Origin of the sequence: Oceanisphaera pacifica (assembly GCF_017498065.1) — a bacterium.
GTDB classification, from domain to species: Bacteria; Pseudomonadota; Gammaproteobacteria; order Enterobacterales; family Aeromonadaceae; genus Oceanimonas; species Oceanimonas pacifica.
Genome location: NZ_JAGDFX010000023.1, coordinates 1 through 15,882, shown reverse-complemented (window position 1 = coordinate 15,882; position 15,882 = coordinate 1). Strand labels below are relative to the sequence as shown.

Genomic DNA, 15,882 nt, shown 5'->3' with positions numbered 1-15,882 from the left:
GCTACCAGCAGTAGGAGAACATATAACTACAGTATATTTTTAAAACTTAGATAATGCTCTCTATCCAGATCTTTTTTCTGGGATGTTCTTTTCTGTAATAATGAATAGAGATTGTTAATTGTAACAAATCCAAAAATTTTAGAGGGTCTAGCAAGGTGATCTTTTTTATGCTTGATAAACGATAGGAAAGAGTGTTTCTATGGATATTTAGTTGAGTTGCTGTTTTACCCAACTCGGCATTATTTTCGATAAACAACTCTAGAGTTTCAATGAGTTGATGTCCTTGGGTATGTCTAACTAAATTATTTACTATTTTTTTAAAGAAGCTTGATAGGTAGCTGCTTTCTAGTTCTTTTAAAAGACACTGAATAGCCATATCTTTAAAGCAGTATATTCTTTGTTCACTATTTGACTTTGTTCCTACATCTATAACAGAACGAGAATATATGACTGATTCTCTAATGTCTAAGGGTGAGCATGCATTAATACCCACCCCTATTTTAAAGCTACTCAATTGGCTAGCAATAGCTAGTTCGGCTTTCTCTATAATGGAAGAAATTGAAGAGTCGGCAGGGGGAAGCAGGAGTATTTCATTATGATTTAACAAAATAATTCTATTACTATCAGTCATTGATGATAGTTTACTTAATAAAGAGTCTACTACCTCGCTCATCATAATCGTATAAGCGCCTGTTTTTATTATGATGGGTATGGTTTCTATATTTAGTACGTTGCTATTTTTATTTATTTTATCAAGCGCTGAAACACCTCTTTTATGCTCGCCATACTCAATGAACTCATTTATTAAACTATCATTTACTCTTTTTTTCCAATTCGAAGAGTTTATTTCACTTGCTTGCTTTAACAACAGTTCGGCAGTAAGAATAGCCAACTCTGAATAACGGGATATAATAGCCGGGTTACCACTTATCCCTATAGTAATAGCCACATCACCTTCTATTATTATAGGGTGATTAATACCTGGTTCTGTATTTTCATAGCGTTCGGCTTCCATATCATTATTAATAGTTATTCGAGCACCTTTTTTTATTGCCTCAATTGCAGCACCATGTTTTTGTCCTACTCGCTTATGATTACCAGATGCTACAATAATGCCGTTGTTATCTATAACATTAACATTGTGATGAATAATAGCTATAGATCTTCTAACAATTTCATTAGCTAATTCTGAGTTGATCTTCATAAGTACTGCCTGTTGATAGTATATTTACCTATAGGAAAGCAAGGTGGTCGATTCTTAAGGTATGAGCGTCTAGCTCCGTAGCCGATCCGCTTGAGCTTCTCCAACCGACGTTGAAAATTAGGGGCCGGTAAGGAAAAAAACAGGTATTCCATGTGGTTTCGCATCGAGCAACACCTACCCTGATCTTGTCAAAAGTTGTTATATTATCAACCTGCCTGTGTCATAGATAGTCAGATTACTGCCTGTAAGTACATCATCAAATTGTATGGTGATAGATGTTCTTGAGTTCTTAATTCAAGGTGTGTATCAGTGATCTAGAGCTCAGCTCAAATCTGCGTCGTTGCTGTCAAGCTCAAGCCATCAGAAAATTGAGTTGATGAATGACAGGCTGATATTATCTGGGTATATTTTGCCACAAAGTCGGGATCTAAGAGTGTCTCTAGATAATATAACAAAGATGTCTGGATCACACATAAGCTAATTTGGGATAAACTTCAACCACTTATTTCCTTTACTGCGGAGGAAACAAGTTTGTTCGTTCATTCCTAGCGAAGGGGTGACCAAACTTTGCTTAAATTGAATTAAAAGTGATCACGCGTCGGTCTTGAGACTAGTGACATTGATTAGTTTGCCTTAGAAGAGAGGAGCCTTCACAGTTGATCTTCGCTCCTCTCCATTATTCGTATAGGTCACCGGTATGTAAATAGTACTATAGACGAGCAGTATTTGTTAAATACAATTGCGGTGTTAGCATCGGCTTGCTCGATTTAATGGCTTTCATTTCATGAATAGAATAGTGAGGATAATTTTCCTTTTATCTTTACATGTCATAATGAATAAGCATGATCAAACTGATACGAGAGGCAAGCTATTTTTTTGAATTACAGAACCATGCCACCGCCGACATTGATTACCTCACCGTTAACATATCGTGCGGCGTCTGAAGCGAGAAAGGCTACACATTCACCTACATCTTCTGGCTCGCCTGCAAAGCTCGCTGGAATTTTAGATATCATGGCGTCCCATACTTTTTCCGGAACTCCTCGGGTCATTGCAGTATCGATAAACCCAGGACATATAGCATTTACCGTCACCCCTTTTCTGGCTAGTTCGCGACAAGCTGTTTTGGTCAGCCCCACAACACCTGCTTTTGAGGCCGCATAGTTTGATTGGCCCACATTTCCTAGCCAGCTGGCGGAAGCGATATTGATAATTCTTCCTGATCCCTGTTCTCGCATCTTAATCGCTGCTGCCTGCATGCAACGAAAGGTGCCTTTCAGGTTCACATCAATTACGCTATCCCAGTCGTCCTCACTTAGTTTATGCAGCATTGCATCGCGGTTGATGCCTGCATTATTTACTAACACATCTAACTTGCCATAATTTATTTCTACGAATTCAAAGAGCTCATTTATGTCTTCTTTATTGCCAATATTGCATTTTACAAAAACAGCATCCGTACCTTCATTTTTTAAATTATTTACAGCAGACACTCCACCTTCTTCATTCATATCCGCAATGATAACTGCTGCGCCTTCGCGTCCTAGAACACGAGCGATACCAAAACCAATACCTTGATTTGCACCAGTAACTATGGCTGTTTTCCCTTTGAGTTTCATTTTTTTCTCCAGTGTATAATTATTGAGTAAATAATGATTGATCCATTAATTTTAAATTTTTTGATATCAGAGGCTTGAAGTCCATAAGATTTAGTATGTCTTTTTCAAGGTCAATGCCTGGGGCAATTTCAATCAACATTAGGCCTTGTTCAGTCATCTCGAATACAGCTCGCTCAGTAACAAAATGCATTTTTTGATTTTTTTCTATGGCAAGGTTTCCACTATAAGATATCTGATTTACAGTGTTAACCATCTTTTTTACTTGTCCTTCTTGTACTATGCTCAATTTCCCATTGCCTACTTCGACTTTAAGTCCTTTAGCAGTAAATGTTGAGCAAAATACAACGTGTTTTGCATTTTGTGTAATATCAATAAAACCACCCGCACCAGTGCATTGTGAACCCAATCTTGTGGCATTGACATTTCCGTCTTTATCCAGCTCACCTGCACCCATATAGGTTATATCTACGCCTGCACCATTGTAATAAAGCATCTGCTCTTGATGACTGATCATGGACGATAGGTTTCTCCCGATACCAAAGTCAACTCCGCCTGCCTGTATTCCGCCATAAATACCAGACTCAACCGTAATAGTGACACTAGCTGCCATGTTTTTTTCTTTTACTATTTGTCCTATTACGTCATTGGGGATGCCAGTTCCTAGATTGATGATAGCACCTGGATTTATTAACTCCACAGCTCTTCTGCCAATAAGTTTCCTAATATCAAGCGGTGTTTTTGATATACCTTGCTGAGTTGATACTCGTATTTTTCCACAATAGGCGGGGTCATAATACCAGGATGAAGTCTGACGGTGATCGGTTTCCGGATCACTACAGAGTACAATGTTATCTATAAAGCTACCGGGTACAACGACTGATTTAGGATCAAGGCTACCGTCTTCCACCAGGTACTTTACTTGCGCAATAACTCTGCCGCCAAAGCGTTTAGCCGCGAGTACCGCAGGGAGTACTTCAAGCTTTATCGCTTCTTCATCTGTGGTCAGATTACCTTTGGAGTCGGCGGCAGTACCGCGGATGATTAATGTATCTAGGGGGATGGCGGGGTAGAATAGATACTCCTGATCCTTGATTTGCATCAGCTCTACAATATCTTCTTTTGTACAGCTGTTCATTTTTCCGCCTTCAATTCTTGGATCTATGAAGGTATTCAGACCAACCGGTGATATTCTGCCTTGCAGGCCAGCTGCCATGTCACTGTATAGGTGTACCATTTGTCCCTGAGGCAAGCAGTAGGCTTCTACTTGATTATCTGAGATCATGGCCATCCATCTAGGAGCCAGCCCCCAGTGTGAACCAATAATTCTTTTTACCAGACCGGGATGAGCTAAGTGCTGTATACCTCGATTTCTATCACTTTGACCGGCAGCATGAACCAGTGTCAGATTTTTAGGGGATTCTGTTTCGAGAAAGCGTTTTTCGATCGAAGATAATACAGACTCGGAGGCGCTGATCAACGTCATCCCTACGGTACAAATTGTACTGTCATCACGGATAAGCTCAGCTGCTTCTTCTTTAGTCATAATTTTGTTTTTCATTATCTCTCCATTGATGTTATTCCGACCATATCAAAGATATTTATGGACGCTTTCCTTAAGAATTTTTTTACTTATTTTTCCATTTTTAGTTCTTGGAAAGTTTTCTACAAATATTATTTTTTTAGGAATTTTGTATTTTGTTAGTTTTGTATGAGCCCAAACTAGGAGCTCTTTTGTTGTGATAGGGTGGTCGCGGTCAGCTATAATGAATGCCATGGGTTCTTCACCATATATTTCACTAGGGAAGGGGACTAACGCTACTTCATTAATACCTGGGTAGGCGGAAAGTATATTTTCAACCTCTAGTGAATAAATTTTCTCCCCACCCCTATTAATCATATCCTTCAGTCTTCCCTGTATATAGATATAATTGTCATTGTCTATATAGGCTAGGTCACCAGTGTTGAACCAACCATCCTCAAAAGATTCTTTATTGGCAAGCGGGTTATTCCAATAAGATTTTATAACAACAGGCCCCCTTACCCAGAGTAAACCAGTCTCACCATTAGTTAATGTCTCACCATCTTTACTTTTTATCAGAAACTCCACACCGGGAATGGCTTTTCCTGAGCTACCTAACTTATTGTGCGAACTTAAATCTTCAACGAAGATACTGGCAGGAGAACTGGTTTCTGACAAACCATAAACAGGATGAATATCAGTATTCTTGAATATGCTTTTAATAGTTTTGATGGTGCCATTGTTAAGGTGTCCGCCACCGCACACAACCTTTTTTAGAGAGCCCAATTTGTAGTTTGTCTTACTGGTTTTGAATTCATTACATAGTAAAATAAATACGGTAGGTGAGCCATGCATAAAAGTAATGTTTTGATTTTCGATGCACTCTAGAATGATTTTAGCATTAAACTTTCTTTGCAAATTAATTGTTCCACCAATGTGGATAAACAAGCCAAGAATAGCGGCTAGGCCAGTAATATGATAAATAGGAACCGCTAATATAGTGCTATCTTTTTCGGTTAATGAAAAAGCGCTTTGATATGATGTTATTCCATGCAGGAGATTGCCATGGCTTATTATTGCTCCTTTAGGTTGCCCAGTTGTTCCTGAAGTGAATATTATTATAGCAGTATCATCATGGCAAACATCCGAGGCAACTACAGGGTTAAGCCCTTTGCTTGATAACAATTCCCATTGACTCAAGGTTGTGGTTTTTGATTTAAAGGATAAAGAGTCAGTATATTTTTCAATATGATCATCATGGCACAAAACCCATGAAGGCATTACTTGCTGCACTAGCGATGCTACTTCATCGGATGTCATTTTTGTGCTGACAGGTACGACAATGATGCCTAAACTCATTGCTGCATAAAATACTTCACAGAATGATATCTCATTACCAATGGCCAGAATAATTTTATCATTTTTTTGCAACTCGAATTTATGTAGAAGCAGGCCGGCAACTTCTTTTACTCGTTGCAGAAAAACTCGATAGGTAATACTTTGATCACCAACAATAAAGGCTTGCCTATCTGGCCATCTCTGAGCACTCAGCTCTAGACTCTGATATAAGCTGTTATATTGAAGCTTGTGTGACATCTATTCTGACCCCTTGCTAGCCATTACATCAATGGTCGTCATTATTTTTTAACTAGGTAAAATACTAGTCTATTAGTGATTAATATCTGTGTGAGGGCTCACACAGATGTTAACGAATTTGTTGGGTTATGTTGTGAATGTGCACATATAGTGTGCTTAGTATTGGCGTTGCTTCCTGAGCTAGGGGGGCATCTGCCTCCCTCGAGATTCGAACTCCTACCTAACGGACGATATTAAAGTAGGTAGGACGATATCTATTCATTGTTATTTTATACTATTAGATACACGGCAAAGCATAAAAGTAACTTATACGTTATTCGATGTGCTATTCGGAACGCTATCCGTTGTTACTGCAAGTGCACAGGGCTACCAATAAGCGCTACAGCCTTACTAGGGTAGAACGCTAAAGGCTTATCGGCTAAAACTATTTTTAGACTCAGAGAGCGCTTGATGAATGAGCATCTAGAGTAACGGCAGCGCGACTTGAGCTGTTTAATGGATTGCTAGCGTGAGTTTTATCGACCTGTCCAAAGTCTAGCTACTGCTAACAGCGCTTTGGGTTTTTGGAAAGCGCTTAGCAAGGTTTATCCATAGGCTCAGTACACTCCTGGATAGTGAGCAAGATCTGGAGCAATCCAACAGAAAAAACGCGGCTAGGTTTTATCATAATTCATAGACATTGTTTACATCATCAGTTGATAAGCCCCACACCTTTAGTGCGGGGATTTTTTATACTATTGCTCTACTTTTTCTTGCGTATCGCCCTCTTCAATCTCAAACAGCTCCCCTATCTGAATATCTAAATATCTGCATAAAGTCTCGATTACATCCAGCTCTACTCTAGTAGCCGTTTCGTTATAGAGGCGGTGTAGGGTGTTTCTGTTGATGCCCGTTTCTCTGGATACCTCAGCTATTTTTTGTTTTCTCTCGCCCAAGATTCGCGATAGATGGCATTTGATCATTTCACCTCCAAAGTTAAAAAATACCTGTAGTAGGTATAAATGACTTGCAATGGTTCTTAAGTGTGCTAAATTCTCTTCAGTAGGTCATTAATGTTTGTTGAAGAGCAAAAAGCGAGGGTTTGATTATGACACATACCTATCTAACAACTGAAGAGCTGTCTTCTCGTATCAAGTACGACGTTCGCACCATCCGTCAGTGTTTAAAGGATTCGGTGTTGTTTGAGGGGGTACATTACATCCGTCCCTTTGGTGGTCGTAAGATTTTATTTATTTGGGAGCGGGTGGAAGAAACCATGCTGCAAGGTCTGTCGGTTAACGATGCCATCGGCATGATGTAAGGAGCACATTATGGGAACGGTTAATACACGCGATGGACGTTTGTATCTGGATTTTCGTTTTAAGGGGAAGCGTTGCCGCGAGCAAACCAAGGTGGCAGATACGCCTGCGAATCGTAAGAAGCTAGAAAAACTGCTGGCGCAGATGGAGCAGCAAATAAAGTTGGGCACTTTTGATTATGCCCACCACTTCCCTGACAGCCCGCGCGTAGAGACATTTCGTCATATTGCGATATTAGAAGCGCAGAAGGCAACCGGTGGAAAAATGCTTTTTTCGGTTTTTAGTCAGCAGTGGTTAGAAGAGAAGCGGGTGGAGTGGCGAGAGAGCCAGTATGAAACCGTAGAGGGCATTTTACGTTGCCACCTTGAGCCGAAATTTAGTGATATACCGATTGGAGCTATTACTAAAAGTGATATCTTGGCATTTCGTCTGGGTCTTTGTGCGGCTGATGCAGTGACGGGTAAGGCTTTATCTGCATCGCGTATCAACCATATTATGACCTACTTGCGACTTATCTTGAATGAGGCAGCTGATCGCCTTGGGTACGAGTCGCCATGGCGTAATATTAAAGCTCTACCGATGCCTCGTGCTGATATTCAGCCCTTCTCGCTAGAAGAGGTGTCCATGCTATTAGCTAAGATACGGCCGGATTTTAGACCTTATTACACTGTGCGCTTCTTTACCGGGCTACGCACTGGTGAAATAGACGGTTTAACCTGGGAACATGTCGATTTTGGCGCCCGACTCATTCATATCCATCAAGCGCTAGTGCGTGGCAAATTGGGGCCGACCAAAACATCAGGCTCGTATCGCACACTTTCTATGTCTCAGCGGGTTTATGACGCCTTATTTGAACAATGGGGTAGAACAGGTGAAAAAAGTGAATTTGTATTTTGTGCACGTAATGGGGAGCCTTTAAACCACCGCAATGTGACGCGACGAGTTTGGTACCCGCTGTTAGAGCATTTAGATCTTGCTAAGCGTAATCCCTATCAAACACGGCATACCGCCGCCACTTTGTGGTTAGCCGCAGGTGAAAATCCAGAGTGGATTGCCCGCCAGCTGGGCCATGCCAACACTTCAATGTTATTCCGTGTGTATTCACGTTACGTTCCTAACTTACTGAGGCGAGATGGGGCGGCCTTTGAATCATTACTTGATGAAGAGTTCACAGTGGAGGAAGAAGCATGAGTCCATTACTTTTGACACAAACTCGCCCTGAATTGCTCTGGGCAGAGCAGCAATTTGATAATGGTGTTGCTACGGTATGGCGGTTTAGCTCAGAGAAACGTGAAGTATCGTTATCGCTTATGCCTTTGCAAATGCAAGCGGTCAATCCAGATGGTCAATGGGTGCTTGCTGATATTATTCATCAGGGTGGTATGTTCCAGCTCTGCTCAGTAGTTTCGTTACCTCAACTGATTGATAAGCAAAAATTGACTCAGCAGTTGGCCTTAGTGTCCGAAGAACAAAAGCCTTTATTAGAAGAAATATGGAGCATGCTCGCGTATATCGAAGGAGCCGCACTGCGTGATTTCTTGCTCGAAGTGTTGATGAATGATTCTATTATGGTGCCATTTTGTCAGGGGCAGGGTAGCCATCGCCACCATCATGATGAGCTAGGTGGGTTGCTGGCGCATAGTCATGAGGTAGCGATGACGGCTGCTATGTTATGTAATAAGCATCAGTTAGGTGGCACCTCTGTTTGGGTCGCGTTCGTCGGCGGTCTGTTACACGACATAGGAAAAATTCGTTTATATTATAATCAGCCCTCAGGTATGTGCGTACAACATGAGTCTTATAACTTTATGTTGCTGGCTGATCCTTTAGACCGGCTCAGTGTGCGAGCACCGAAAATATTTGAAGCATTAAGTGCATGTTTATCTGTAAAAGTCGGTCAGCATGGTGAGCCTTATCAGGTTGCCAGTATCGTGCGTATGTGTGACCGAATTTCAGCTGAGGTCTCTAACTGGCGTCGCGCATTCACCAATGTTCCTGATTATTACTGGTATGCAAAATCTCCTCTAGATAATCAGTTGTATAAGCGATTAGGGTAATGAACACCTTTAGCTAAAAACGGGCTTTCATAGCCCGTTTTTTATTAGTCTTCTCGACTGTTGGGTCGCTCAGAGTCTAAGAACTCGACGTCTTCATCCGATGTTTGCCAAGCGCTAATTTCATCTGCTGTAAATAATATAATAGCGAGCCTGTGTAATAAAATACGCAGGCTATGAGATGAATAACCTAGCTTACCTGTTTCTTGGCGCTTTTCCTCTTCTCTATGGCGTAGCTGTAGCCAGCCTGAGCCCTGATTAAACCGAGCCTGCTGTTTCATGGGATAGCCTAAAATCTCCATTGAGCCATATTGCCATTGCTGAGTAACTTGCTGATCAGTGTAGCGCAAGGATAGTCGCCAACGTTTCTCATCAAACACTTGGCTTGCTGTCGTCATAAAACGTTGAAAACAAACAGGGTCGTCGAATTTAATCCCTGACCGCGAGCTATTACTGTGTGTGAGGGTATAACGAATTAAACTGATTAACTCACTTCTAGTCTCCGGTGAGGTATATAACTCACGACATCGTTTTAAGCCGATAGCTAAATCACGTCGTTCTGCCACGCCTACCGGCTCTGGTGGAAGTAGTTGATGACGACGGCTACGAGGGAACAAGCGAGATAGTTGCTTTTCAGTAGTCAGTGCTCGCAGCGCTAGAGCACTTTGATGCCATCCTTCTATTTGTTCTGTACTCAGCTGATAAAACCAGGCTATTTCCCTATGATCATAACCGTCTTGTATTTTGGCCAGTACTGCTAACATGGGCTCGTATTTGCTGCTACTTCTAGAGGGTAGCGCTATTTCAGACGGAATGGCTTGAGCTTCCTTTGGCATCAGCACGGGGTCGATATAGCGTGATAGGCGTTTGCGTATATAGTCTGCAGTGTGCGCTGGTGTAATGGGGATCTCTTCTTTTTGCAGCTGGCTAATGCGAAATGGCCTGAGTCCAAGTAACGTTTGGGCTTGCTCAGCGTTGAGCTCGCGCTGGTTATGCCTTAAATGCAGTCCTAACAGTATGTCACTAAAATGCAAGTAAGTACTGAGTGTTGTATCTGGGCTGCTATGTCCTGCAAATACTGCCAGTGCTGAATATCTATCTCGCAAGCGACTTTGCCCTGTAATTAGAGTACGAAGGCTTTTCCGTTTAGCGACGCTGTAAGGCAGTAACGTCGCCAGATATTCAGGCAAGCTCAGGTAATCCTCATGTAGAAGCAGTTGTAAGCGGGACAGCGCACTGTGGCGTAGATGATAGAGTCGGTAATATAAACCTCCAGTACACTCAGCCAAAATGGTACGCACAGCAAGAGATAACGGCATGGTATCCAGAGGCTCATAAGGGTTTTCTGGTTGATGAAATAGCAATTGTGTTGTTTTTTCGCTATTCAGGCGACGCTCCCCTATAAATTGGCTAACTAGCTTATGCTCTGTTGCAGTTAGTAGCGGGTATAATGGAACCTTACGCAGGGCAGCCTCAGTTTTATTACTGCCGTATTGGTTGTTACGCACAAATAGCCAGGCTGTGGCAGAAGGCTCGATATCGCACAAGCGCAGTTTGGCTATTTCGCCAGGTCTCAGACCGGTGCGGTACGCGATGATCAGAAAGCAAATATAGGTGCGGCGCAAATATTCGCCAAGATCTTCTAGGCTCTGAAACTGCTTCAAAAGAGCAGAAAACAGGGGCTCATCCACCACCGCTGAGCTAATACGAACGATAACATCGCTCCCTTCCTGCAATGGCTCTGGTAAAGGAGGAAATCCCAGCACTTTAGCCCCAAACAAATGGAGATCTTCCAGACGGCTCGCCCGATATTCTCTATCTTGCTGGCTACGAGGCCGATTGAGTATCGATAAATACAAGTCATGAAAATCCTCGCCACAATAGCTGAGCAAGTCCTGATCAGCTGTCGCAATTAGCCATTCGGTAGCAATTGCATTGAAGTAACGTTTAGCTGTCGATATAGCGTTACCTCTGTCTTCAAGGTGTTCAAGCAGCCAGTTGATCAACGCACTCTCAGGCAATGCTAGTTCTTCTCGACTAAGCTCACGTAACTCGTTGATGACAGCACGTTTACTTTTATAGCGAGCAGGGTCAGTTGTTAACAGTCCTCGCAACAGGCTAATTAAATGTGGTTTTGGACGGCGATTATTTTGCTGGCGGCGCTGCTGAGTGAGTCGTGGAGGAAAGGTTGAGAATTGCGTAAAACTTGTGACTTTACAAGAAAGCAGTGCCGGTTGAAGCAATCGTCGCCAGTAACAATAAGGCAGACTTGCACTAGGCTGACGACCCGTAGCATATTCTATCAGCACCTGAGGTAGCTCGATCCCTTTTTGATGTTCAGTGACGGTGATTCCCCCATGTGCAAGTTGCATTTTAGAAAGATCTGTACCCAGCTCTTGGTTCAGCAGTGTTAAGCATTCAGCAGTAGTAACAGGGGGCTGCCAGCCTGATGGCTTCTGCTGTAAAAATTGCCGTAATAGGCCAAGACTGATGGTATCGGGCACATAAAGGATCTCACAGTGGGTGACCAGCTCGCCAGTCTCTGGTTCTCTGATATACAAGTTGCTGGCTTGATGACGATCTGGGACGCGCTCTAGAACTAGCCAGCAACATTCACTATTACCTTTGAGGGGGCTGGGTTTGTTCAGTGCTTGAGCTAATGCCGGCCATAGTGCTGGACGGCTGAGCCCGCCATAGAGCACCATGGAGAGTAATAGTCGGGAAAACAGCGCATCAGGCTCCAGTTGACTGGGTTGTAGGCTGATAAACCAGTGATGCTCTGCTTCGGCTATCAGCCGGGAACTATGTTGCCAGGTTAGGGTTCGGGTAGGGCGTCTTCGGCGTAATGTGATATATGGAGCCGGTACCTGTACTAGCCAGATCCCTTTACGATTTCCGGCCTCTAGCTGTTTGCATAAAAAGCTGTAGGCATGTCGGTAAGCACTCTCATTTTTCAGCTCCCCCCGGAGTGACTGCTCTATTTGTGGCCAAGCTTTATCGAATCCTTGAGCGTCGGGCGGATTATGTAGTATGCGAGGAAAATGTCGGCGCACGATACTAATAGCTACACGCAAAATTTGCTCATCTCGTAGCTGGCGCTTAACCCGACGGTGTTCTCGGCCCAACATGATCATGGCAGCTTGTCGTGATGCAGGTAAAGTTAGTGGGTTGTCCATCCGATAATCGCCTTTATTTTGTGCGTAACAAAAATAGATTCAATAATATCTGCTACCTCCCTACAATCAGCCATGCTCAAAAAACTGTGGCGGCCTAATGCTTCCTCGCCAATTTCCTCATGTCCCATCCACCCGTCTATCAGTTCAGGATTAACGCTGTATTTAACTAGCTCAGAGCGTAAATGATGGCGAGCCCAGTTTCTAGACCAGGGTAGACGAGTCTGCAACAGGTCTGCCAGCAGCGATGGAGTGAGATCTGCTGGTACTTTTTTATCCTGCTTATCGGTGAGGATAAATAGCAGGTTACCACTGCCATCCAGGGCCTGCTGGCAACGTACTGCAAGATCCGGATCCAAAAATCGGCAGTGTATTTGTAGTTGGCGCAGGTGCTCTAAATAGTGTTCAACCTGTTTGGCAGCGGTAGGCGGAATAATCAGGGTTCTGGCTGCCAGCCCATGACGTCGCTCTTTATCACTAATCCACCAGGTATGTTGATAGGGGTTGTAATCAGTGATTTTCCCTAGTGGAGCGGTGACGTCCCTGTGGCCCGTGGCGAAAGCCAAGATTGCCCAGACATAGCCAGTATAGTCATTATGAACAGTCCAAACATCGCGCTTTTGCTTAAGTGGCGATGCTAATATATCAAAAGAATTGCCGAGCACTGACCGTGACAAGTGCAATCTGCTTCCTAGGTATACTTCTGTTTTGCGTGAGGTTGGTAGCTCCGGGTCTTGCCCCGCCATAATGAAAATAGCGTTTACATAACGATAGTGGCACAGCACTAATTCGTCTTGATGCAGGTGACTGTAAGAGAGTGCAGGGCGGGATTGATAGTGTTCGCCTCGCATAAGTGCGATGATGACCCGATCAACACCATGGTTCAAACACCAATGTTCCATAAATCGCACAATTCGACCTAGTGTCAAGCGAGTCGAGTGTTGCTTATCAATGTCTTTAAGCCAAGCTCGACACTCGCTTTTAGTAGGAGGTTTTGTAGAGGAAGAAAATTGTACCACCCAGTCATATAGCTGAATAGGAAGAGCCTGATAGAAATGCCCAGACACCTCCGGCAACACTTCTTTTAACATCTCCGCCTGCTGGCTAGCCGGCACACTATGTTGCATTTGCACACAGGGATAGCCTTTTGCTAGCTGGAGTAACTTCCACTGCTTGGCTCGAGCGTGCAACCAGGCTGGGTCTCGTCCTGTGACCAAGGCTAGTATTATCCAGCCAGCGAGTTTATCTTTTTGTTTCAACTTCTCCAAACAGTACAGAATAAGATGATGGATATCCCACTCGGTGAGTTGTTCAAAACTGGGGGGCAGTGACTGCTGCCGACTGGCAAGTAGCTCTGCGAAGCGCTGTCCTTGCAATGCAATCATGGTTTGTGTTTGCTGACGTTGCTGCGGATCATGCACACGCATTGCTTTTCCTGGTTCCGGCTTCATTCGTTCATCGGTGGCTTGGATATCTGTTGTCTCGGGAGTGATTTGCAACAGGTCGACTTCAAGGCCGGAGTCATCAACTGGTTCCAACGATATCAGCGTGAGAAGTTCGGGCGCTTCAAACTTTGGTGTCTTAATTTTTCTGTTGCGGGTGATTCCTTGTTTGAGATGAGCCGCGCTTCTTACAGCGACAGACAGGTAGCCTATACCTGTCGATTCAATATTTGGCTCTGCATAACGCAACCTAAGTACTTCTAACTGTTCTCCCAGCTCGGCCAGTGAGTGGAAACTTGTTGGAGTGGGTAGCAACTTAAATATGTTCGCATGCTTGGCGTCGTTAGCAATCAGCCTGATTTCTCGGAGCGCAGAACTAATGGCCGAATCGTATTGTCCTTGAATGTGCAACTGACAGCAGCAAAGCACTATCACTCCTAACCATTGAGCGTACCTTTCATGATCGTCGATTCGAGGCCAAGGGGCACAAAGTGCAGCCGCATAAGATGCGTAAGTTAGCCGCTCTTTTTTTCTCAAATGCCGATACGCTAGTTGGAGTTCAACGCCATCTTTTGGTTGTTGCTGTGCCGTATTTTTTAAGCGTTGCTCCAGCGAGTCAGTGAACCAAACTAAATCGTTTTCGAAGTGTTCTAACAGCGGAGAACAAAGCTGAGCAAGACGCGAAAATATGATCTGCCGATGCCATTTTGTCAGCTCTTTAGGCGCGATAGCCTGAGTAATGAGCCTCCGTCTGTAAGAGCGAAACTTGTATTCAGTCATCTGGACTCCGAGTTTTTTTCAGCGCCGCAATTAACTCATCAGTTGACTGTGGAACTTCCGCTATCGCTTCATCTTCGCGAATTACTTTCCTCTGTCGTTGTTGCACTAGAGTACCTCGAGAAATATTTAGCCATCTGCATAACATAGGATCACTTAGCACCTTTGCTCGGAGTAATTTTTGGTGCACTTTGACTGGCATATGGGCTACAAGTGCGTCACGGATTTCAGCAGTTTGGTGATGATCCACTGACAACAAAAGTGGACTAAGTGCTGACAGCCAAGCTGCGGTTTCGACCTCCTCATCTGATATTTCTTGCGGACTTAAACTGACGAGCAGAGTGCCATTTGGGGGGCGTGTTGATGGCCACAATTGTATCGACCACAGCGGTGAGTAAAGCATAAAGTGACGTGCAGATTTATTGTCTTTCTTTGTACCTTCTTCTTTAATCATGACGCCGCGTAGGGGCTCTTTACTCAGTCCGGTTATGATCGGTTGAGGCAGATCAGACCAACTGATTCGTTGAGGGTATTGCATGCACCATTCATATGCTGAACGTGCTGCAGGGTGGAGTTCAACATGGATGTTTCGATTAACAAAAACAGCAGCCGGCATAGTGACACCTGAGTGATAAATAAGCTAATATCAGTGTGCATGTTGCAAAAAATCAGATCAAGAATTGATCTGTGAAAAATTAATATACTGTGACCGTGACCACTTAATTGTTGTCAATTTATCTCAAATCCATAAAATTAACATACCAGAATTAACTCATTTATATCAACTAGTTAAGTTTAATGTAGAATAGCGTATATTAAGAAATATTGACTGGCACGGCCTGTCACGCCGGGGGTCGCGGGTTCGAGTCCCGTCCACTCCGCCATCATTCAAAAGCCCAGACTTAACAGTCTGGGCTTTTTTCATTCTGGCTCCGTGGATAGAGCGGTCGAATAAATTCGACCCTACAGGTCGCTGCGCTCCAACCTTCAAACGCGGTGCGTTTGCCACCCCGCCATCATCCCAAAGCCCTGCTCATCGAGCAGGGCTTTTTTCATTCGGGCTCCGTGGACTAATACCAATCTAAGTAAAGATATGGTCTAATTGTTCCCACCCTGCCTTACTTGATGATTATTCTATGGATGACTTCAAAAATACGGACTTCACAGCGCTTGCTCGTAAGCAAAAGTCTATACAAATGA

At 43.5% G+C, this 15,882-nt stretch carries 11 protein-coding genes; 3 read left to right on the top strand and 8 right to left on the bottom strand.

Annotation, left to right across the window (positions count from 1 at the left end; all coding sequences use genetic code 11):
• Positions 1-46 precede the first annotated feature (46 nt).
• From J3U76_RS13905 to J3U76_RS13885, 5 genes are all read right to left on the bottom strand, one after another.
• On the bottom strand, positions 47-1,204 hold the full coding sequence (locus J3U76_RS13905; RefSeq protein ID WP_208006576.1) for a CdaR family transcriptional regulator: 1,158 nt from the start codon (positions 1,202-1,204) through the stop codon (positions 47-49).
• Positions 1,205-2,085: 881 nt separating this feature from the next.
• On the bottom strand, positions 2,086-2,823 hold the full coding sequence (gene fabG, locus J3U76_RS13900) for a 3-oxoacyl-ACP reductase FabG (protein ID WP_208006575.1): 738 nt from the start codon (positions 2,821-2,823) through the stop codon (positions 2,086-2,088).
• Positions 2,824-2,842: 19 nt separating this feature from the next.
• Positions 2,843-4,381 (bottom strand): acyl CoA:acetate/3-ketoacid CoA transferase, encoded by a 1,539-nt coding sequence (locus J3U76_RS13895; RefSeq protein ID WP_208006574.1) that lies wholly within the window; start codon positions 4,379-4,381, stop codon positions 2,843-2,845.
• 30 nt (positions 4,382-4,411) lie between these two features.
• Positions 4,412-5,938, bottom strand: coding sequence for a class I adenylate-forming enzyme family protein (locus J3U76_RS13890; protein WP_208006573.1), 1,527 nt, complete (start codon positions 5,936-5,938; stop codon positions 4,412-4,414).
• A 734-nt stretch (positions 5,939-6,672) separates the two neighbouring features.
• Positions 6,673-6,900, bottom strand: coding sequence for a helix-turn-helix domain-containing protein (locus J3U76_RS13885; RefSeq protein WP_208006572.1), 228 nt, complete (start codon positions 6,898-6,900; stop codon positions 6,673-6,675).
• Positions 6,901-7,025: 125 nt separating this feature from the next.
• Between J3U76_RS13885 and J3U76_RS13880 the strand changes: the two genes are divergently transcribed.
• Genes J3U76_RS13880 through J3U76_RS13870 form a run of 3 tightly spaced genes read left to right on the top strand, consistent with a single transcriptional unit; the run spans position 7,026 to position 9,293 of the window.
• A complete protein-coding gene (locus J3U76_RS13880; RefSeq protein WP_243454271.1) occupies positions 7,026-7,238 on the top strand; it encodes a hypothetical protein in 213 nt (70 codons plus the stop codon).
• 10 nt (positions 7,239-7,248) lie between these two features.
• Positions 7,249-8,427 carry a site-specific integrase gene (locus tag J3U76_RS13875; protein ID WP_208006570.1) on the top strand — a complete coding sequence of 393 codons (1,179 nt, stop codon included), beginning with the start codon at positions 7,249-7,251 and terminating at the stop codon, positions 8,425-8,427.
• Positions 8,424-9,293 carry an HDIG domain-containing metalloprotein gene (locus tag J3U76_RS13870; protein ID WP_208006569.1) on the top strand — a complete coding sequence of 290 codons (870 nt, stop codon included), beginning with the start codon at positions 8,424-8,426 and terminating at the stop codon, positions 9,291-9,293. Before J3U76_RS13875 ends, J3U76_RS13870 begins: the two co-directional genes overlap by 4 nt.
• A gap of 44 nt (positions 9,294-9,337) precedes the next feature.
• On the opposite strand, the gene J3U76_RS13865 is transcribed toward J3U76_RS13870, so the two are convergent.
• Genes J3U76_RS13865 through J3U76_RS13855 form a run of 3 tightly spaced genes read right to left on the bottom strand, consistent with a single transcriptional unit; the run spans position 9,338 to position 15,298 of the window.
• Positions 9,338-12,466, bottom strand: coding sequence for a site-specific integrase (locus J3U76_RS13865; protein WP_208006568.1), 3,129 nt, complete (start codon positions 12,464-12,466; stop codon positions 9,338-9,340).
• Complete coding sequence (locus J3U76_RS13860; RefSeq protein WP_208006567.1) at positions 12,451-14,685, bottom strand: hypothetical protein; 2,235 nt, start codon at positions 14,683-14,685, stop codon at positions 12,451-12,453. Before J3U76_RS13860 ends, J3U76_RS13865 begins: the two co-directional genes overlap by 16 nt.
• Positions 14,678-15,298, bottom strand: coding sequence for a hypothetical protein (locus J3U76_RS13855; RefSeq protein WP_208006566.1), 621 nt, complete (start codon positions 15,296-15,298; stop codon positions 14,678-14,680). Before J3U76_RS13855 ends, J3U76_RS13860 begins: the two co-directional genes overlap by 8 nt.
• Between the last annotated feature and the right edge of the window lie 584 nt (positions 15,299-15,882).

Coding starts and splice junctions, on each gene's coding strand:
- J3U76_RS13905 (WP_208006576.1), bottom strand. CDS start 1,204: ATGAAGATCAACTCAGAATTAGCTAATGAAATTGTTAGAAGATCTATA.
- fabG (WP_208006575.1), bottom strand. CDS start 2,823: ATGAAACTCAAAGGGAAAACAGCCATAGTTACTGGTGCAAATCAAGGT.
- J3U76_RS13895 (WP_208006574.1), bottom strand. CDS start 4,381: ATGAAAAACAAAATTATGACTAAAGAAGAAGCAGCTGAGCTTATCCGT.
- J3U76_RS13890 (WP_208006573.1), bottom strand. CDS start 5,938: ATGTCACACAAGCTTCAATATAACAGCTTATATCAGAGTCTAGAGCTG.
- J3U76_RS13885 (WP_208006572.1), bottom strand. CDS start 6,900: ATGATCAAATGCCATCTATCGCGAATCTTGGGCGAGAGAAAACAAAAA.
- J3U76_RS13880 (WP_243454271.1), top strand. CDS start 7,026: ATGACACATACCTATCTAACAACTGAAGAGCTGTCTTCTCGTATCAAG.
- J3U76_RS13875 (WP_208006570.1), top strand. CDS start 7,249: ATGGGAACGGTTAATACACGCGATGGACGTTTGTATCTGGATTTTCGT.
- J3U76_RS13870 (WP_208006569.1), top strand. CDS start 8,424: ATGAGTCCATTACTTTTGACACAAACTCGCCCTGAATTGCTCTGGGCA.
- J3U76_RS13865 (WP_208006568.1), bottom strand. CDS start 12,466: ATGGACAACCCACTAACTTTACCTGCATCACGACAAGCTGCCATGATC.
- J3U76_RS13860 (WP_208006567.1), bottom strand. CDS start 14,685: ATGACTGAATACAAGTTTCGCTCTTACAGACGGAGGCTCATTACTCAG.
- J3U76_RS13855 (WP_208006566.1), bottom strand. CDS start 15,298: ATGCCGGCTGCTGTTTTTGTTAATCGAAACATCCATGTTGAACTCCAC.